General features: G+C 75.0%; 16 protein-coding genes and 2 pseudogenes. 10 read left to right on the top strand and 8 right to left on the bottom strand.

What is annotated here, in order from left to right; translation table 11 throughout:
- Window positions 1-221 precede the first annotated feature (221 nt).
- From GA0070606_RS30850 to GA0070606_RS30835, 4 genes are all read left to right on the top strand, one after another.
- The gene (locus GA0070606_RS30850) at window positions 222-1,514 is read left to right on the top strand and encodes a GNAT family N-acetyltransferase (protein WP_218106108.1); all 1,293 of its coding nucleotides are present in this window, start codon (window positions 222-224) and stop codon (window positions 1,512-1,514) included.
- Window positions 1,515-1,590: 76 nt separating this feature from the next.
- On the top strand, window positions 1,591-2,325 hold the full coding sequence (locus GA0070606_RS30845) for a HEAT repeat domain-containing protein (RefSeq protein ID WP_091106806.1): 735 nt from the start codon (window positions 1,591-1,593) through the stop codon (window positions 2,323-2,325).
- A gap of 266 nt (window positions 2,326-2,591) precedes the next feature.
- Complete coding sequence (locus tag GA0070606_RS30840; RefSeq protein WP_245724885.1) at window positions 2,592-3,131, top strand: DUF1062 domain-containing protein; 540 nt, start codon at window positions 2,592-2,594, stop codon at window positions 3,129-3,131.
- A 194-nt stretch (window positions 3,132-3,325) separates the two neighbouring features.
- Window positions 3,326-4,528 carry an erythromycin esterase family protein gene (locus tag GA0070606_RS30835; protein ID WP_091106803.1) on the top strand — a complete coding sequence of 401 codons (1,203 nt, stop codon included), beginning with the start codon at window positions 3,326-3,328 and terminating at the stop codon, window positions 4,526-4,528.
- Window positions 4,529-4,553: 25 nt separating this feature from the next.
- Here GA0070606_RS30835 and GA0070606_RS30830 read toward each other — a convergent pair whose 3' ends face one another.
- A complete protein-coding gene (locus GA0070606_RS30830) occupies window positions 4,554-5,501 on the bottom strand; it encodes a GlxA family transcriptional regulator (protein ID WP_091106801.1) in 948 nt (315 codons plus the stop codon).
- Window positions 5,502-5,603: 102 nt separating this feature from the next.
- Here GA0070606_RS30830 and GA0070606_RS30825 point away from each other — a divergent pair, with 102 nt between their 5' ends.
- Together GA0070606_RS30825 and GA0070606_RS30820 are read left to right on the top strand one after the other, a co-directional pair.
- Window positions 5,604-8,342: a helix-turn-helix transcriptional regulator gene (locus tag GA0070606_RS30825; RefSeq protein ID WP_091106800.1), complete on the top strand. Its 2,739-nt coding sequence runs from the start codon at window positions 5,604-5,606 to the stop codon at window positions 8,340-8,342.
- Between the two features lie 12 nt (window positions 8,343-8,354).
- Window positions 8,355-8,696 carry a hypothetical protein gene (locus GA0070606_RS30820; RefSeq protein WP_091106798.1) on the top strand — a complete coding sequence of 114 codons (342 nt, stop codon included), beginning with the start codon at window positions 8,355-8,357 and terminating at the stop codon, window positions 8,694-8,696.
- Here the strand turns inward: GA0070606_RS30820 and GA0070606_RS30815 are convergent.
- The 4 genes from GA0070606_RS30815 to GA0070606_RS30800 form a co-directional block, all read right to left on the bottom strand.
- On the bottom strand, window positions 8,678-9,037 hold the full coding sequence (locus tag GA0070606_RS30815; protein WP_091106796.1) for a DUF1330 domain-containing protein: 360 nt from the start codon (window positions 9,035-9,037) through the stop codon (window positions 8,678-8,680). The genes GA0070606_RS30820 and GA0070606_RS30815 overlap by 19 nt on opposite strands.
- Before the next feature lie 67 nt (window positions 9,038-9,104).
- Complete coding sequence (locus tag GA0070606_RS30810) at window positions 9,105-9,473, bottom strand: nuclear transport factor 2 family protein (protein WP_091108440.1); 369 nt, start codon at window positions 9,471-9,473, stop codon at window positions 9,105-9,107.
- A 40-nt stretch (window positions 9,474-9,513) separates the two neighbouring features.
- The gene (locus GA0070606_RS30805) at window positions 9,514-11,232 is read right to left on the bottom strand and encodes a PH domain-containing protein (RefSeq protein ID WP_091106794.1); all 1,719 of its coding nucleotides are present in this window, start codon (window positions 11,230-11,232) and stop codon (window positions 9,514-9,516) included.
- The gene (locus GA0070606_RS30800) at window positions 11,229-11,726 is read right to left on the bottom strand and encodes a PH domain-containing protein (protein ID WP_091106792.1); all 498 of its coding nucleotides are present in this window, start codon (window positions 11,724-11,726) and stop codon (window positions 11,229-11,231) included. The genes GA0070606_RS30805 and GA0070606_RS30800 overlap by 4 nt, the downstream gene beginning before the upstream one ends.
- Here GA0070606_RS30800 and GA0070606_RS30795 point away from each other — a divergent pair.
- Both GA0070606_RS30795 and GA0070606_RS30790 read left to right on the top strand, forming a co-directional pair.
- Window positions 11,717-12,676: pseudogene (locus GA0070606_RS30795) on the top strand (histidine kinase); the annotation flags it as partial. The gene GA0070606_RS30800 and the pseudogene GA0070606_RS30795 overlap by 10 nt on opposite strands.
- A 367-nt stretch (window positions 12,677-13,043) precedes the next feature.
- Window positions 13,044-13,782: pseudogene (locus GA0070606_RS30790) on the top strand (response regulator); the annotation flags it as partial.
- A gap of 67 nt (window positions 13,783-13,849) precedes the next feature.
- Here the strand turns inward: GA0070606_RS30790 and GA0070606_RS30785 are convergent.
- From GA0070606_RS30785 to GA0070606_RS30775, 3 genes are all read right to left on the bottom strand, one after another.
- Window positions 13,850-14,680 carry a nitroreductase/quinone reductase family protein gene (locus tag GA0070606_RS30785; protein ID WP_091106789.1) on the bottom strand — a complete coding sequence of 277 codons (831 nt, stop codon included), beginning with the start codon at window positions 14,678-14,680 and terminating at the stop codon, window positions 13,850-13,852.
- Window positions 14,681-15,008: 328 nt separating this feature from the next.
- A complete protein-coding gene (locus tag GA0070606_RS30780) occupies window positions 15,009-15,488 on the bottom strand; it encodes a DnaJ family domain-containing protein (RefSeq protein WP_091106787.1) in 480 nt (159 codons plus the stop codon).
- Between the two features lie 176 nt (window positions 15,489-15,664).
- Entirely contained in the window at window positions 15,665-16,195 is a 531-nt protein-coding gene (locus GA0070606_RS30775) for a GNAT family N-acetyltransferase (RefSeq protein ID WP_091106785.1), read from the bottom strand.
- A 139-nt stretch (window positions 16,196-16,334) separates the two neighbouring features.
- On the opposite strand from GA0070606_RS30775, the gene GA0070606_RS30770 reads away from it, so the two are divergent.
- Both GA0070606_RS30770 and GA0070606_RS30765 read left to right on the top strand, forming a co-directional pair.
- Complete coding sequence (locus GA0070606_RS30770) at window positions 16,335-17,330, top strand: NAD(P)/FAD-dependent oxidoreductase (RefSeq protein ID WP_218106107.1); 996 nt, start codon at window positions 16,335-16,337, stop codon at window positions 17,328-17,330.
- Between the two features lie 52 nt (window positions 17,331-17,382).
- The gene (locus GA0070606_RS30765) at window positions 17,383-18,033 is read left to right on the top strand and encodes a LysE family translocator (protein WP_091106782.1); all 651 of its coding nucleotides are present in this window, start codon (window positions 17,383-17,385) and stop codon (window positions 18,031-18,033) included.
- Window positions 18,034-18,067: the final 34 nt, after the last annotated feature.

Genomic DNA, 18,067 nt, shown 5'->3' with positions numbered 1-18,067 from the left:
ACAATACTGCATATTGTTGTTACCCAAGAACAGTCATTATGGCGCAACAGCGTTCTGTCCCATTTGTCCACAGTATTTACTGCATTATCGTTGCCAGTAATCCGATAATCCCGGTCGAGGGGCCGCCGGGTGCCCGGTGCGCCCGCCGGTGTGCCGGTCGCGGTGCGCGGCTACCTGAATCTGCTTTGCTTCGGCGCCGGCCGACCTGAAGGATGCGGCTCGTGAAGATCGAGATCCGACCCGTCGAACGCTCCGAGGCGGTCGACTACGTCAAGGTGCTGCCGTACGTCAACGGGATGCCGAACTGGGAGCCGGCGCCCAGTGCGGGGCACGGCGGCCCGGAAGCCTGGCCGCCGCCGCGAAAGCCGGCCACCGGGCAGCAGTTGCAAGCTTGGGCCGACGAGGTGTTGGACGACTACTTCCATCCGCAGGCCGCCTTCGTGGACGGGAAGCTGGTGGGCGGCTCGGCGATGCTCTCGCTGGCCATCACCGCCCCGGGCCCGCGTGCGGTGCCGTTCGGCGGCGTCACGGCAACCGCCGTGATCGCGACCCACCGTCGGCGCGGGCTCCTGCGCGGCATGATGCAGGCGATGTTCGACGAAGCCCTGGAACGCGGCGAGCCGCTGGCCGCTCTGAGCGCAAGTGAGGGAAGCATCTACGGGCGCTTCGGGTTCTCCCCGGCGACGATGCGCGCCCGTTGGGACCTGGAGCGCAGCGACGCCCGCTTCATCGACCCCGAGTCTCCCGCCGGCTCGCTGGAACTGGTCGACGCCGCGGCGGCACGGCAGGCGTGGCCGCAGATCCATGAGCAGATCCGGCAACGCCAGGTCGGCGAACTCACTCCCCAGCCCGGCCGGTGGGACCGCCTGTCCGATGAGGCCGTCGGCACCGACGGGCCGATGCGGTACCTGGTGCGTCGCGACGCGCACGGCACCCTCGACGGCGTCGCGAACTTCCGGCTCCCGTGGTCGGCGTTGCCGGAACACACCGGGACGCTCGTGGTCGATGCGTTCCAGGCCGTGACGCCGGACGCCTATCGGGCGATGTGGATGCTCCTGACCGACTTCGACCTCACCCGGAAGATCGTCGCGCCATCCCGGCCGATGGACGAACCACTGCGCTGGATGCTGCGTGATCCACGGGCCATGCGGATCACCCGGCAGTCCGACAACCTGTGGCTGCGCATCCTCGACCTGCCGGGCGCCCTGACCGCGCGCGCCTACGACACCACCGCAGAGCTGACGGTCGCGATCGAACACGACGCCATGTGCCCGCACAACGTCGGCACATGGCGGCTGGCGGTGTCCCCCGAGGGCGCGACCTGCACCCGAACGGACACGCGACCGGATCTCACGATGGACATCCAGTCGTTGGGCTCCCTGTACCTGGGTGGCATGTCCGCCGCCGTGCTGGCCGGAGCCGGCCGGATCCGCCCTCACCGACCCGGTGCGGTGACCGACATCGCCCGCGTCTTCCGCGCCGATCCCGAACCGTTCAACTCCTTCGGCTTCTGACCTCTCTCTGGACGGGTGGCGAACTCTCATCGAGAATCATCAGGGGCGAGCCGATCTGAGGCAGGCCCTCCACGAGTTGGTCCTACAGCTGGACGGCGATCAGGACCCCGGTCGCCGTCGACGTACCGCGGGACTGGTCGAACAGCTCGCGAGGCCGGCGGCCAGGTTCCTTCAGCCCCGGCTGGAGGAACTGCTGCATCGGTACGTCGCCGCCGATGACTCCGTTGCCCGCGACCAGATCGCGCGGGTGCTGGCGGGGGCATGCGAATCCGCCGCGTTGCCGGCGCTGTTGCGGGCGCTCGTCGAGGACCGCAACGACGACGGTGGCACCCTGCAACGTGACGTCCTCAAACTGTTCAGGGGCTCACCCACGGAGGCGATGGAGCAGGTCATGTCATGCCTCGCCGCCGAGGACGCCGGTCTGCGTCGGGTGGGGGTGTGGGGCCTGAGCGCTCTCGACTGGAGTCAGCGTGACGAATACATCGAGCTGGTCGTCGAGGCCGGGTCCGACGTGGACTCCTCCGTGCGATCCGAGGCGATGAGTGCGCTGGGGTCGGTCTTCGGAGCGGGTCACCCCCGAGCTCGGGAGGCAGTCATGGCCGCGGTCCGCGACGTTGATCCCGAGGTCAGGCGCAGCGCGGTGGAAGCCTTGCGCTCGTGGTCCGACGACGAGACGGAGGCGCTGTTGCTGACCTGCGCCGACGACCCGGACAGCTGGGTGCGATCTCAGGCCGCCCGGGCGCTGGCCGGCATCCGGAGGCGAGAACGAGCCCCACGACATCTCCTGGACGCGCTCCCCCACGAGCTGTAGGGCGCCATCCCCGCCGGAAACCGGTTGAACCCTCCCCCCGCCTTTCCGTAGCTTGCCTGCCGACCCCTTCGCTGTGCGGACAGAGGACGAACCGCGTGACCCCGCCTGCTCTCTAGACCTGACGTCTTCCTACGCGCTTGTTCAAGCCGACCCTCCGGTCGGCTCCTCCGGGCTGCCCTCGCGCGCCCGTTCGTACAGCGTCTGAGGCCGCGCGCAATCGGCCTCGTGTCAGGTCTAGAGAGATCATGTCTTCACAACCTCATATCGTGCTGCCCTGGTTCGTGCGTCGGACCAGGCTGCCTCTGCTGTCACTGCGATGCCCGCGCTGCCGGTCGGAATCGGCCACCGTCGGCGATGGCAAGTTCCGCGTCAACGCCAACGGCAACCTGCTGGACGTGTGGCTGCTCGTCCGGTGCGTGTCCTGCGACCGGACGAGCAAGCTCACCGTGCACGAGCGAACGCCGGTCAGATCCCTGGACCCGACCGAGCTCGACGGCTATCACGCCAACGATCCGGACCTGGTGGCGTCTCGACTGTTGGATCCGCTGCTCGCCCGACGCCACCACTTCACCCTCGACTGGACGGAGTCCTGGCGGTTGGACACGCCGTCGGCGTGGCACGCCGTGGCGTGGCCGGTCAGGGTGGAGGTCGTCTTCGCAGATCCGGTGCCGGTCCGCCCGGAACGGCTCATCGCGCAAGGGCTCGGCCTCAGCAGGACCGAGGCGCTGCGCCGGATCAAGTGCGACGTTCCACCGCACCGCCCGACAAGCACCGGGTTCGCCTTCACCGTGCTGCCCGGGGACTGACGGCGACACCGCCGCCGCGCGCGATGCCCTGCGGCATCCGTGCGGGGCAGGCCCGTCCGGGGGCGGCTCCGGCCGCAACGGAGTCGTCCCCGGCGTGCCCTGCGGGTTGTCCACCCTTTTTAAGGTTTCACGCCGTTGTCCTGCGCAACGTGCGCGGGGGGTTGACCCGAAGGTTCAGCGATACGGTCGAGGTCATGACTGTTGGCGCCAAGGACACCGCCCATGCCGTCGAGGCCGCGACCGTCATGCGGCTGTTCCCGCCCCGGCCCCGGCTGCTCGCCCTGGGCGAGCCCACCCACGGCGAGGAAACCCTGCTCGGCGTACGCAACGAACTGTTCCGACAACTCGTCGAGCAGGAGGGCTACCGGACGATCGCCGTCGAGAGCGACTGCCTGACGGGCCTGGTCGTGGACGACCACGTCACGTCCGGCAGGGGCACCCTCGACGAGGTGATGGAGCGCGGCTTCAGCCACGGGTGGGGCGCCTTCCCGGGCAACCGCGAGCTGGTGCGCTGGATGCGCGCGTACAACGAGGGCAGGCCCGCGTCCGAGCGGCTGCGCTTCGCCGGGTTCGACGGCCCGCTGGAGATCACCGGCGCGGCCAGCCCTCGGCAGGCCCTCACCGCGCTCCACGACCACCTCGCCGCCCGGGCCGACGCCGACCTGCTCCCCTGCACGGCCGACACGCTCGACCGTCTGCTCGGCGACGACGACCGGTGGACCAACCCCGCCGCGATGAGGGACCCCTCCCGGTCCGTGGGGCAGACGCCCGAGGCCGCGCGGCTGCGGCTGCTCACCGACGACCTCGTGGCGCTGCTCGACGCGCAGGCGCCACAGCTCGTCGCGGCATCCACGCCGGACGAGTGGGACCGGGCGCGACTGTACGGGCGCACCGCCACCGGCCTGCTGCGCTACCACTCCTGCATGGCCGACACGTCACCGGGGCGCATGGCGCGGCTGCTGGCCGTGCGGGACTCGATGATGGCGGCCAACCTGCTCGCCGTCGCCGAGCGAGGCCCGGCGCTGGTCAACGCCCACAACGGCCACCTGCAGCGGAACAGGAGCGAGATGCGGATGGGCGGCCAGTCGGTGCGGTGGTGGGGTGCCGGCGCGATCGTCGCCGCCCGACTGGGCGACGGGTACGCCTTCGTCGCCACGGCCCTGGGCACGATCCGCCACCACGGCGTGGACGACCCGCCTCCGGACACGGTCGAGGGGATGCTGTACGCGCTGCCGCAGGACCGGTACGTCGTCGACGCCCGCCGGCTGGCCGCTGCTCTGGGCGACGCGGCACCCGCTCCGCGCGTCTCGCCCTGGCACGGCTACTCGCCGCTGGACCCGGCGCACCTGACCGACATCGACGCGATGGTGTTCGTCAAGGACGCCCGGCAGGGCTAGGCAGGGGCGGCGGCAGCGGTCGTCCTCACGCGCGGAAGGCGCGGCGGTAGGCGTCCGGCGGCACGCCGACGGTGCGGTGGAAGTGGCGGCGCAGCGTCGTGGCCGTGCCCATCCCCGCCGCCGACGCGATGGTGTCCACGCTGTCGTCCGTGGCCTCCAGCAGCTCCTGCGCGCGGCGAATCCGCTGCGTCAGCACCCACTGCAGCGGGGTGGTGCCGGTCACCGAGCGGAAGTGGCGGGCGAGGTGGCGCGAGCTCATGTTCGCCTGACGCGCCAGGTCCTCCACCGTGAGCGGCTGGTCCAGCCGCCGCATCACCCACGGCAGCAGCTCGGCCAGGGGGTGGCCGTCCTCGGCGGGCACCGGCGTGGTGACGAACTGGGCCTGGCCGCCGGCCCGGTGGGGCGGCACCACCAGGCGGCGGGCGAACGCGTTGGCGACGGCCGAGCCGTGGTCGCGGCGGACCAGGTGCAGGCACAGGTCCATCGCCGCGGCCTTGCCCGCGGAGGTGAGCACGCTGCCGTTGTCGACGTAGAGCACGTCCGGGTCCACCGTCACCCGGGGATGGCGTGCGGCGAGGTCCTCGGCGTGGGCCCAGTGCGTGGTGGCCCGCAGCCCGTCCAGCAGGCCCGCTGCGGCGAGCACGAACGCGCCCGTGCACAGCGAGACCACCCGGGCGCCCGACTCGTGCGCCGCGCGCACCGCCTCGACCAGGTCGGCCGGCGGATCCACGTCGACGTCGGCCAGGGCGGGCACGATCACGGTGTCGACGTCGGCCAGCCCGTCGAGCCCGCAGTCCGGCTCCAGCAGGAAACGGCCGACCCGCACGGCGTGCGTGCCGCACACCCGGACGTCGTACCAGGGGCCTGGCAGCGCGGCCGGGGCGGAGCCGAAGACCTCGTAGGCCACGGCCAGCTCGAAGTGCAGCATCCCGTCGGTGGCGACGACGGCGACGGAGCGTGGGGCGGGACTCACGTCGGGGATTGTATGGGGCGTGTCGTTCCGGACACCGTCACGGTCGGTCCGCCGGCGACTGGGCCGGATCGCGCGCTCCAGGCCCAGTGCCAGGATGGGATCATGGGCGCGGGGGAGCTGCACGGGAGACAGACCGAACAGGACGCGATCACCGGGCTGCTGGCGGCGGCCCGGGCGGGCACCAGCGCGACGCTGGTGCTGCGTGGCGAGCCGGGCATCGGCAAGACGGCGTTGCTCGACCACGCCGCCGCGGCGGCGGGGGACATGCGGCTGCTGCGCGGTACGGGGGTCGAGTCCGAGGCGGAGCTGCCCTTCTCCGGGCTGCAGTTGTTGCTGCGTCCGGCGCTCGGCTGCCTCGCCGCGCTGCCCGACCCGCAGCGCGCGGCCCTGGAGGCGGCCTTCGGGCTCGGGCCCGCAGCCGGCTCCGAGCCGATGCTGGTCGGGTTGGCGGTGCTCTCCCTGCTGGCCGAGCACGCCGACGAGGCGGGGCTGCTGTGCCTCGTCGACGACGCGCAGTGGCTCGACCGGGCCTCACGCGACGCGCTGCTGTTCGCCGCCCGTCGCCTGCACGCCGAGGGCGTGGTGATGATCTTCGCCGCCCGGGACGGCGAGGGGTCCTTCCCCACCCAGGGCCTTCCGGAACTGCGCCTGCGCGGGCTCGCCCCCGAGGCGGCCGCCGCCCTGCTCGACCGGCATCCGCTCGCGCCCGCCGTGCGCTACCGGCTGCTCGCCGAGGCCGGCGGCAACCCGCTGGCCCTGCTGGAGCTGCCCGTCGCCCTGGCCGCCGAAGGGGGCGTGGCGTTCTCGCCGGGGGCGCTGCCCCTGACCAGCCGCCTGCAACTGGCCTTCCACGGCCAGGTCAGCCGCCTGCCGGAGGCCTGCCAGAGCCTGCTCCTGGCGGCCGCGGCCGACGAGGCCGGCGAACTGGCCGTGATCCTGAGCGCCGGCGCCGCGCTGGGGGCGGCCGTCGAGGACCTCTCCCCCGCCGAGCGGGCCGGCCTGGTGCGGCGCGGCGACGCCGACGGCACCACGATCCGCTTCCGCCATCCGTTGATCCGCGCCGTCGTCTACCAGCGGGCGCCCCTCGGGCAACGCCTCGCCGTCCACCGCGCGCTCGCCGCCGCCCTCGCCTCGCCCGAGCAGGCCGACCGGCGGGCCTGGCACCTGGCCGCCGCCGCCACCGGAGCCGACGAGGAGGCCGCCGCCGCGCTGGAGCGCACCGCCGCGCGGGCCCGCGAACGCAACGGACACGAGGCGGCCGCGGCGGCGTACGAGCGGGCCGCCCGCCTGAGCGTCGACCCCGCCGCCCGGGCCCGCCGCGAGGCCCTGGCGGCGGAGGCGGCGCTGGAGGCGGGCGACCTGGATCGTGCCAGGACCCTCGGGGACCGGGCCGCCCGGCGACTCGACGACGCCCCGGCGGTGCGGGCCCGCATCGCCGGGGTGCGGGCGCTCGCGGACTTCTGGCAGGGCTCCTACTCCGCCGCCCACCGGTCGCTGCTCGACGGCGCCGAGCGGGTGCGCGACACCGACGCGGGACAGGCCGCCGGGTTGCTGATGCAGGCCCTGCACACCTCCTGGTATCTGGGGGAACGGCAGGTCGCGGCGACGCTGGGCCGGCTGGCCGCGCTGCCGTTGGACGACACGGACCCGCTCGCGCCGCTCGGGCCCTACCTCGCCCACCTCGACCCGGGCCGGGACGGGCGGCCACCGGCACTGGGTGACACCCTCGCGGCGGTCCGGCGGCGCGGCGGGGCTCCCGACCAGGCCTTGCTGATCCTCTGCGGAGCGGCCCTCGCGTTGGGGCAGGACGCCGACGCGTACGACCTGGCGAGCGCGCTCGCCGCCGAGCACCGTGCCCGGGGTGGCGTCGGGCGGCTGCCGACGGTGCTCTTCTTCATGGCCGAGGGCGAGGTGTTCACCGGCCGGCACCTGGACGCCCTCGGCACGGCGACCGAGGCCCTGGGACTCGCCCGCGACACCGGCCAGCAGCAGTGGGTCAGCCAGTTCAGCAGCGTGCTCGCCCACCTCGACGCAGTCAGGGGGGACGAGGCGGGTTGCCGGCGCAACGCGGAGGAAGGGCTGGCGGCGGCCACCGTCGGGGCCGTCTCCCCCGGCGCGCCCTGGGCGCACTGGTCGCTCGGGCTGCTCGACCTCGGCCTCGGCCGCGCCGAGGCCGCGCTCGCCCGTTTCGAGCGCCTCACCCGCGAACCGATGCGCCACCACATCTGCGCCACCCGTTCCGTTCCCGACCTGGTGGAGGCGGCCGTACGGGTGGGCGCGCCGCAGCGGTCCGCCGAGCCGCTGGCGCGCCTGCGGCGGTGGGCCGGGTCGGTCCGGCAGCCGTGGGCCGACGCGCTGGTGCTGCGCTGCCGCGGGCTGCTCGCCGACGACGACCAGGCCGAGGCGTTCTACACGGCTGCGCTCGAACTGCACGACCAGGACGGCCGCGCGGTGGAGTACGCCCGGACCGCGCTGCTCTACGGCGAGTGGCTACGCCGGGCCCGGCGCAAGGCCGAGGCGCGCGGGCCGCTGACCGACGCCCTGGAGGTCTTCGACCGGCTCGGCATGCGGCCGTGGGCCGAACGCACCCGCGGCGAGCTGACCGCTGCCGGCGTCCAGGAGCAGGGTCCCCGGCCCGGCGGGGGCGCGCCCGCCGGCCTGACCCCGCAGGAGCTGCAGATCGCCCGCCTCGCCGCACGCGGGCTGTCCAACCGCGACATCGCCGCCCAGCTCTTCCTCAGCCACCGGACGGTCGGCTACCACCTCTACAAGGCCTACCCCAAGCTCGGCGTCGCCTCCCGGGGCGAGCTGAGGGAAGTCGCCGCCCGGCTGGGGCTGTGAGATGGTGTCCCGATGACCACTTCCGACCAGGTGTCGCCGGGGCAGACCCTCGCCGTTGACGTCGACGCGATCCCGCCGGTCGAGCTGGGACCAGGTGTGCACGTACGGGCGCTGCCGGGCATGCCGGGGATCCGGACGTGGGTGATCGACCTCGCCCCGGGCGCCGAGTGGCCGGACCTCGACGTCCACGAGACCTACGGCGAGGCGTACTTCGTCGTGCGCGGCGAGATCGTCGAGGGCGACCGCACCCACGGCCCGGGCAGCTATGTCGCCTTCGGCCCGAAGACGAGCCACCGGCCCCGTACGCGGACCGGTGTGCGCGCCTTCGGCTTCAACTACGACGTCGCCGGCTGACCGAGGCTCTTCCTGAGCTCGGCGGCCATCGCGGCCGAGTCGTGGTCGGGCCCGACGCCCTCGACGATGACGACCTCGCCCTCCAGGTGGTCCGCCCGCAGCGGCAGGATCGCCTGGTATGCGGCCGACTCGTACCAGTCCCGGGCGGACTGCCGCAACGGGAACTCGAGCATGATGACGCTGCCGGGCCACGTGCCCTCGCGGACGTCGACCGGTCCGCCGTGCACGACGAAGCGGCCGGAGTACGGGTCCATCGTCGACTGGATCCGCTCCATGTACTCCAGCACCTCCGGGTGCATCTCCTCGGGGTCACGAAGGTGCGCGATCACGTACGCGGTCATGGTTCCTCCTGTGGTTGTCTGGACGATCAGGGCGGACCGGCAGGCCGCCCCGCCCCGTCGGGTGTGCTCAGACTCCGGCCGGCACCTTGTCGAGGAAGCCGAGGACCTGGCTGATCCGCCCGTCGGCGCCGATCACGGCGACGTCGAAGCCGACGACGATCGGCTCGGCGCCCTCGGGCCCCAGGTGCCAGGTGAAGCGCGCGACGTCGTGGTGGGCGTCCACGGCGCCGCCGAGGCTGAAGACCAGCCCGCCGAACTGCCCCTGGACCGCCGCGATGGTGGCGTCGAGCCCGTCCCTGCCCCGCACGGACACCAGCGGGTCCGTGTACGTCGCGTCCTCGGCGAAGACCTCCGCCAGGACGGCCCGGCGCGCGTCCGCGTCGGTCTCGTTCCACGCGGCGATGTAGCGCTGGACCAGCTCGTTGGTGTCGCTCATGACGTTCTCCTCGGTGGTCGTGCCTGCTGTGACCACCACGTTAGGGAGACGGGGACGCCGGGGAATCTGACGTGCTTAGGTACTTCCGGGCAGTCGACCGTCCGTCGCCCGCCGAACCGACGACCGGAGGGCCGCCGGTCGGTGCGCCTAGGACGAACGGGGCGAGGAGGCCGGGTCGGGCCCGCTCGGCCAGGTCGGTCACGTCGGCGGCGGTCATGTCGACCGCGGCGTACCGGCCGCGCCCGGCGGCGGTGGTCGCGGTGAGGGTGGCCAGGCCGAGCCGCCGCTGCAGCACGCTCTGGCGCACCCGCCAGCCGATGACCGCCGGCCCCCGCAGCGCCACCGTCGACCGGCTGACCAGCCCCGAGCGCACGACCAGGTAACCGCCGGTCACCGTGTGGCCCAGTGCCCGGTACGCCACCACGGCGGCCACCGGCGCGAGCGGTACCGCCGCCAGGCCCGCCGGCCAGAGCCGGGACGGGCCGAGCAGCGCGTCCAGCACGGCCAGCGCACCGGCGCCCAGCGCCACGGCCAGCAGCGCCCAGCCGGCGCGTCGGCGCAGCGCGGCCCGCGGGTGGGGGCGCAGCGACGCCGCGAACGGGTTCGGGTCGGCCTCGAGCACCGCGCCCGCCACGGCGCGGGCGACCCGCACCGGACCGCGTGGCAGGACGGTGGTCGCGGGCGTCATGCTCCACACCGTCAGGCCGGTGGTGACGACGTCCGTGTCGGCCGTGCCCATCCACCGCCACAGCACCGGCTCGGAGATCCGCACCCCGCGCAGCCGACCGTCGTCCCGGTCGATCTCCCGGGTCTTGAACAGCCCGTGCCTGGTACGCAGCACGCTGCCGCCGGGGACGGGCACCCGCAGCAGCCGGAAGTCCCAGTATTCGGCGACGAAGGCGACCGCCATGCCGGCGACGCCGAGCAGTCCCGCCGCGGCGACCCCGAGCGCGATGGCACGACCGGCCCCCATCGCGTGCCAGTCCACCCAGCCGGCGGCGGTTTCGACGACGTCGACGCCGAACGACTCGGCCGTCCAGTAGGCGCCCCACAGCAGACCGGCCGCCATCACGAAGGACCAGAAGTTGACGACGTTGTGCACGATCCACGACCAGCGGATCCGCGCCAGGACGACGGCCCGGTCCGGTGCCGGCGGCTCCGACCCGCCGGGAGCCGTGTCCGCCCCCGACGGGTCGCTGTCGGCGGTCGGGGCCTGCTGCCCGCGGGTGGCCGCGCCACTGGCCGCGAACCCGCCGTGGGTGGTCGCGCCGTCGGCCGCGAACCCGCCGTCGGTGCTCGCGTCGGCCGCGCGGCGCAGCAGGTCCCGGCGCAGCCGCTCGGCCGTGGCGACGGACACCGCGTCCAGCCGCAGCGCCGCCTCCCCGCCCGTGCCGGGCAGGCCCGCCCCGACCGTCACCACCCGCAGCCCCGCCAACCGGTGCCGCAACAGCGCCGTCGCCTCGACGCTGCGGATCCGGTCCCGCCGCACCGACCGGTGCCTGCGCAACAGCAGCCCCGCGCGCAGCTCCACCCGATCCTCCGTGATCCGGTAGCGCGTCTTCAGCCACCGCAGCAGGTCCCGCACGGCGCCGGCCACCCCGACGACCGCGACGGTGAGCACCGGCCACAGGGCCGAGAACCGGGCCTCGACCTGGAACACCGTCACCGCCAGGCCGGTCGGCGCGAGCGCCAGCAGGCTGCGCACCGCGTCGACCCACACCACGCGCCCGTCGAGCCGGCGCCACGGCGGACCCGTCACGTCGCGTCCCCGGCTGTCCGCCGTACCAGTGCGGTGAGCTGCTCCGCGGTGCGCGCGGCCACGTCGGCGTCCAACCCGACCAACCGCACCGCCCCGTGCGCGGAGGCCGTCGTCACGGTCACCGTGGCCAGCCCGAACAACTGCTGCAACGGGCCGCGCACCCGGTCCACGGTCTGGATCCGCGACAGGGGGGCGACCTGCCACTCCCGCACGAACCAGCCCGAGGACGCGTACACCGCCGTCGTGGTGGTCTCCCACCGGTGCACCGCGTACCGCCACGAGGGCACCACCGCCGCGTGCCCGGCGGCGAGCGCCGCGACGGCGACCAGCGCCGGACCCAGCCACGGCCGGGCCGCCCCGAGCAGCGCGTACGCCGCGCCGAGCCCGGCCAGCACCGGGGCCGCCCCCAGCAGGGAGCGAGCCGTCCACCAACCGACGGCCCGCCGCGCCACCCGGTGGCGCGGCGGGCGCAACCGTACCGTCGATGCGTCCATCGGCTCATGGTGCGGACCCGCCGCGGCCGGAACACCTGCCGGACGGCCAGATCCCTGGCCGGACGGCCAGAACTGATGGCCGGCGGACACCGGCCGCGACGCGCCCGCCCACCTACGCTCACGACATGACCTCGCCCCCGCGCGGCGCCGGCCGCGCCTCGCCGGACTGGCTGCTCCCCGGCGAACTGGCCGGCGACGCGGCCGGGCGACGCACGGTACGGGACTGGACGATGGACGGGCTGCTGTTCGGGGCGGCGGCGCTGGTCGGCCTGTCGGTGTGGGACGGTTACCCGCCCTACTACGCCGACGCGATCCCCGCGTGGATGCTCGCCGTCGACCCGTGGGTGGGCGCCGCCGCCTGCCTCGCCCTGTGGTGGCGACGCCGCTTCCCGATGGCCCTCGCCGTCGCCCTGGTGCCGGCGCTGCTGGTCGCCGGCACCGCGGTGGGCGCCACGATGGTCGCCGTGCTGAACGTGGCGGTACGCCGCGACCGGCTGCCCGCGACCCTGGTCACCGCCGCCTACCTCGCCCCGGCGGCCACCTTCGGGGCGCTGCACCCGACGCCGGGGACGGGCGTGGGGCTGTCGGTAGCGGTCGTCGGCATGATGTACCTGGTGCCGCTCGGGTGGGGCGTGGCGACCCGGGCCCGTCGCCAGCTCATCCTCAGCCTGTGGCGGGACGCCGAGCGGGAGCGGCAGGAGCACCGCCGTCGCCTCGCCGACGCCCGGCGAGGCGAACGCGAACGGATCGCCCGGGAGATGCACGACGTGCTCGCGCACCGCATCTCGCTGCTGTCGGTGCACGCCGGTGGCCTGGCGTACCGGACGGCGCAGGCCGAGGCCGGGGTCGGGCGCCCCCTGGACGCCGCCGAGATCGGCCGGGCCGCCGAGGTGATCCGGGACGCGGCCGGGCGGGCACTCGACGAGCTGGGCGAGGTGCTCGCGGTGCTGCGCACCGGCGACGACGAGGCGCAGGATCGGGTGGTGCCGCAGCCCCGGCTCGCCGACATCCCCCGGCTGGTCACCGAGGCCCGTGCCGCGGGCCAGCGGGTGAGCTTCGAGATGGTGTGCGCGCCGGGGGCGACCGAGGCGCTGCGGCCGGCCACGCAGCGCACCGTCTACCGCACCGTCCAGGAGGGGCTGACCAACGCCCGCAAGCACGCGCCGGGCGCGCGGGTCACCGTGCGGGTGGACGCCGCGCCGCACGCCGGCGTCGTCGCCACGGTCGTCAACCCTTTGCCGGGCGTACCCGCCGACGACCCTCCCGGCACCGGGGCGGGCCTGGCCGGTCTCGCCGAGCGGGTCGCCGTCGACGGCGGCACCATCGAGCACGGCGTCGCCGACGGGTCGTTCCGGCTCGCCGTCCGGCTATCCTGGCCGGCGTGACGTCGGACCCGATCCGTGTCCTGCTCGTCGACGACGACGCACTGGTCCGCACCGGGCTGCGGCTGATGCTCGGCGGCGCCCCGGAACTGGTGGTGGTCGGCGAGGCGGCCGACGGGGCGGACGTGGCCGACGCGGTGACCCGGCTGCGGCCGGACGTCGTCCTGATGGACGTCCGCATGCCGCTGCTGGACGGCATCGCCGCGACCCGGGGCATCACCAACCGCGCCGGCCACCGCCCCGCCGTCATCGTGTTGACCACCTTCGACGCCGACGCCACAGTGGTCGACGCGCTGCGGGCCGGGGCGGCCGGATTCCTGACCAAGCACACCCCGCCGGAGCGGATCGTGGACGCCGTCCAGCGGGCCGCAGCCGGCGAGCCCGTGCTCTCCCCGACTGTCGCGCGCGCCCTGATGGACCGGGTCGCCACGGGCGGGGACCCGCCGGTCGACGCGCGGCGGCGGCGGGCCCGGGAGCGGTTCGCCCTGCTGACCGAGCGGGAGCGGGAGGTCGCCCTGGCCGTCGCGGCGGGTCTGTCCAACGCCGACATCGCGAGCCGGTTGTTCCTGTCGGTCGGCAGCGTCAAGGCGCACATCTCCAGCGCCCTGACCCGCCTCGACATGACCAACCGGGTCCAGCTGGCGCTCCTGGCCCACGACGCCGGGGACGACTGAACCCGCTGCCACGCCCCGGGGCCGTCGGCGGCGTGCGCCGCCGACGGCCCCGGGATCGTCACGGCCCTCAGCCGGCCTCGTCGAGCACGGGGATGAGCTGCTCCTCCTCGTACGTCAGGTGGGCCTCCAGTTCGGTGGTGAGGCGCTCGACCTGCCGGCGGACCTCGACCGGGTCGGCGTCGGGTTCGCCGACCACCCGCTGGAGACGGTCGACGAGGGCCGCTACGCGGCGGTGTTCCTCGCGCAGCCGGGCCAGCGTCGCGGCGAGGTCGGGGCGCCGCTCCGCCAGGCCGGTGAACATGCCGGCGTCCTCGTTGCGGTGATGGTGGTGCAGGCCCTGGCAGACGGTCAGGCAGTTCACCCGCAACTGCGCGCCCAGGCCCGGGCCGGAGCGGGCGACCTCGTCGCGGATCAGCGCGAGTTCCCGCCGGAACGCGTCGTGGACCAGCTTGAGCGCCGCGCCCCAGGACGCCGCGTTCGGGGGCCCGCCTGCCACCTGGCGCAACGCCAGCACGGGAATCACCCGGGACGTCTTCGCCTGGTACGCGGCCCAGCCCGGGTCGGCCTCCACGGCCCGGGCGAAGACCTCGTCGCGTTCGGCCCCCGTCAGCACCTCCGCGCGCGCCTGGTAGGTGAAGACCCCGTCCTCGACGGTGGCGGACGGGTCGGCGACGAGGTTGTGGTACCAGTCGGGGTGCCTCGGGGCACCCCCGGCGGAGGCGATGACGAGGATGCGGTCGCCGTCGGGCAGGTAGCCGACCGGCGTGGTGTGCGGGGCGCCGGAGCGGACGCCGGTGGTGGTGAGCAGGATCAGCCGGGCGCCCTCGAAGGGCCCTGCGACCCGGCCGGAGTTGGCGCGGAACTCGTCGATGATCTGCTGGTTGAAGTCGTTGGGCAAGGCTCTGCTCTCTGTCGGCACGAGGATGCGGCCACGGTGGATCGCCCGCCCGGCGAGGGTGGCGGCGAGGATCTGGCTGGCGCCGGCGTGCGACCGGCGCGGGCGGCGGAAGGGGGCGCGCGGCCGGTGGACGCGAGGTCGACACCGGCGGGGTGCGGCGCGTGGGCGGGGCCGGTTGCCCGCCCCGGCGCATCGGCGGACCACGGGCCCGCCCCCGGCTCACCGGATGGCCGGGTGCCCTGTCCGCTCGTGGCCCATGGCCGACCCGGCAGTCACGCCTCCGACCCTAGTGGTCGGTCGTCGCGCCGGGCAACGGGGTTCGGCGACGCTACGCCGCCCGGCGCCGCCAGGGCAGCCGCCACGACCGGCGGGCCCGGTGGGGCGGGGCGGGCGGCGGGGCGGGGGCCGGGTCCGGCGCGGCGGCGGTCTGCCGCTCGGCCCGCCACCGGCGTACGACGCCGTCGGCGTCGACCGGCCGCACCACGACCCGCGGGCCGGTGGGTGTACGCAGCCAGGCGACGATCTGCGCGTTCAGGTCGGCGACGAACGCCCGCACGGACTCCTCCGTCGGCAGGTCGCGTACCTCGTCGGGCACCTGCTCGATGCGGCGGCGCAGTTGCAGCGGGGTCGGCAGCAGCAGGTCGGTCGGGAGCGCCTCACGCTCCAGGAAGCTCTTGATCCACCACGACTCGTCGTAGGGCTGGCCGCGCCCGGGGATGGGCTTGCCCGTGCCGGGCAGGTTGTCGAACTCGCCGCGTTCCTGCGCGGTGCGGATCCGGGCCTCGACCGTCGCGTCCCACCTGTCCACCTGCCGACACCTCCCCCGCCCACGGTAACGCGGCCCCCGGTGCCGGGGCCGCCGAAAGGGACAGCGCCGGGGCGACGCCGGGCATTCCCGTGCCGCCCCGGGCAGGCTGCCGGCCGGCCCGCTCAGGCCCAGCGGGCGTGCCGGTGGCCGTCGCGGGGGAACGGCGGCCGGGCCGCTCAGGCCCAGCGGGCGTGCCGGTGGCCGTCGCGGGGGAACGGCGGCCGGGCCGGCAGCACCTCCTGGAAGCGGTAGCCGGCCTTCTCCGCGACGCGGCAGGACGCCGGATTGTCGATCTGGTGCATCAGGTCCAGCCGACGCATGCCGGCGAACCGGGCGAACGCCCAGCCGGTGACCGCCTCCAGGGCGTGCCCGGCGATGCCCCGGCCCCGGGCGGGCGCGGCCGTCCAGTAGCCCACCTCGGCGTCCCCGCGCCCTTCGGCGACGTTCTTGAGCACCACCTGCGCGACCAGCGTCTCGCCGGTCGGGCCGGGCTCGACCACGGCGAAGCTGAACCGCCCGCCGCCGTCCCAGTCCCGGTGCGCGGCGGCCACGAACCGGCGCGCCTCGGTGGTCGTGGTCACCGGCGCCCGGGTCCAGCGGAGCAGCACCGGGTCCCGGTACGCGGCCATCAGGGCGTCGGCGTCGTCGTCGCGCCAGGGACGCAACAGCAGTTCCGGCAGGGTGGCGGTGGCCGGGGCGCGCAGCATCGGCCCAGTGTGCCCGCCGAGGTCGCCGCCGTGGGGGCGGGGCGGGGTGACCTCGGTCCCACGATCGCCGTTTTGCCGTTCCGGCAACGATGTTTGCCAACCCTGCGGATTCCGGCGGACAGTCGGGGCGACGGCGGGCATGGGCCCGCCGGGACGGAGGGAGAGTTCCGTGCGTGAGACGTACGACGTGGTGGTGGTCGGTGGCGGCGCGGCCGGGCTGAGCGGGGCGCTGGCCCTGACCCGGGCCCGCCGCTCGGTGCTGGTGGTGGACGGTGGCGAGCCGCGCAACGCGCCGGCCGGAGGTGTGCACAACTATCTCGCCCGGGAGGGCACGCCCCCCGGCGAGCTGCTGGCGGCCGGCCGCGCCGAGGTGGCCGGCTACGGCGGGGAGTTCGTTGACGGCGCCGTCGTCGCGGCGACCCGCCGCGACGACGGCGGGTTCCGCGTCGCCCTCGCCGACGGGCGTGCCGTCGACGCCCGGCGGCTGCTGGTGACCACCGGCCTGGTCGACGAGCTGCCCGACGTGCCCGGGCTGGCCGGGCGGTGGGGCCGCGACGTGCTGCACTGCCCGTACTGCCACGGGTGGGAGGTGCGCGACGTGCCGCTGGTGGTGCTGGCGACCGGCCCGCTGGCCGCGCACCAGGCGCTGCTGTGGCGGCAGTGGAGCACCGACGTGACCGTCGTGCGGCACACGCCGTGCGCGTTCACCGCCGAGGAGGACGAGCAGCTCGCCGCGCGGGACGTACGCGTGGTCGACGGCCCGGCCGCCGGGCTGGAGCTCGCCGGCGACGCCCTGACCGGGGTGCGGCTGGCCGGGGGCGAGGTGCTGCGCTGCGGCGCGGTGGTGGTGGCTCCCCGCTTCCACGCCCGCGCCGACGTGCTGGCGTCGCTGGGCCTCACGCCGGTGGTGCAGGAGATGGGCGGCCAGGTGGTCGGCAGCGCGGTGCCGGCGGGCCCGACCGGGGCGACCGAGGTGCCCGGCGTGTGGGTGGCCGGCAACGTCACGGACCCGCGCGCCCAGGTGATCACCTCGGCCGCCGCGGGGCTGGCCGCCGGCGCGGCGATCAACGCGGACCTGACCGCCGAGGAGACCCGCGCGGCCGTCGCGGCCCGCCGGGTGCCGGTCGCCGGCTGAGCACCGAGCGGGCGTAGGGTCGGCACCAGCCGAACGGAACCGGGGGGGCGACATGGTCGGTACGGGTGCGCTGGTGGGCATCGCGCTGGTGGCGCTGGGGCTGGTGCTGACTCCCGGCCCGAACATGGTCTACCTGGTCTCACGGTCGGTGAGCCAGGGCCGGCGGGCCGGGCTGGTCTCGCTGCTCGGCGTCGCCGCCGGCTTCGGCGTCTACCTGGTCGCCGCGGTGGCCGGCATCGCCACCGTGTTCGTGCTGGTGCCCGCCCTCTACACGGCGGTGAAGCTGGCCGGCGCGGCGTACCTGCTGTGGCTGGCCTGGCAGGCCCTGCGCCCCGGCGGGCAGTCGCCGTTCACGCCGGCGCCGCTGCCGCCCGACCCGGCGCGGCGGCTGTTCACCATGGGCCTGGTCACCAACCTGCTCAACCCGAAGATCGCCATCCTGTACGTGTCGCTGCTGCCACAGTTCATCGACCCCGCGCGCGGCCACGTCGCGGCGCAGAGCCTGGTGCTGGGGCTGACCCAGATCGCGGTGGCGCTCACGGTGAACGCGCTGATCGTGCTCACCGCGGGCGCGCTCGCCGGGTTCTTCGCCCGCCGGCCGCTCTGGCTGAGGGTGCAGCGGCTGCTGACCGGCACGGTGCTGGCGGCCCTGGCGGTGCGGATCGCCGCCGACCGCTCCCGGGCCGCCGTCGCCGTGCCGTGACGCCCAACGGCGCGGAGACGCGGTGACGCCCGTC

It is taken from the genome of Micromonospora citrea, assembly GCF_900090315.1.
Lineage (GTDB): Bacteria > Actinomycetota > Actinomycetes > Mycobacteriales > Micromonosporaceae > Micromonospora > Micromonospora citrea.
This window is presented reverse-complemented; position numbering and strand designations above follow the sequence as displayed.

Excerpts from the sequence above, each read along its gene's own strand:
- GA0070606_RS30770 (WP_218106107.1), top strand. The coding sequence starts at position 16,335 with ATGGGCCCGCCGGGACGGAGGGAGAGTTCCGTGCGTGAGACGTACGAC.
- GA0070606_RS30775 (WP_091106785.1), bottom strand. The coding sequence starts at position 16,195 with ATGCTGCGCGCCCCGGCCACCGCCACCCTGCCGGAACTGCTGTTGCGT.
- GA0070606_RS30800 (WP_091106792.1), bottom strand. The coding sequence starts at position 11,726 with ATGGACGCATCGACGGTACGGTTGCGCCCGCCGCGCCACCGGGTGGCG.
- GA0070606_RS30835 (WP_091106803.1), top strand. The coding sequence starts at position 3,326 with ATGACTGTTGGCGCCAAGGACACCGCCCATGCCGTCGAGGCCGCGACC.
- GA0070606_RS30825 (WP_091106800.1), top strand. The coding sequence starts at position 5,604 with ATGGGCGCGGGGGAGCTGCACGGGAGACAGACCGAACAGGACGCGATC.
- GA0070606_RS30810 (WP_091108440.1), bottom strand. The coding sequence starts at position 9,473 with ATGAGCGACACCAACGAGCTGGTCCAGCGCTACATCGCCGCGTGGAAC.
- GA0070606_RS30820 (WP_091106798.1), top strand. The coding sequence starts at position 8,355 with ATGACCACTTCCGACCAGGTGTCGCCGGGGCAGACCCTCGCCGTTGAC.
- GA0070606_RS30815 (WP_091106796.1), bottom strand. The coding sequence starts at position 9,037 with ATGACCGCGTACGTGATCGCGCACCTTCGTGACCCCGAGGAGATGCAC.
- GA0070606_RS30765 (WP_091106782.1), top strand. The coding sequence starts at position 17,383 with ATGGTCGGTACGGGTGCGCTGGTGGGCATCGCGCTGGTGGCGCTGGGG.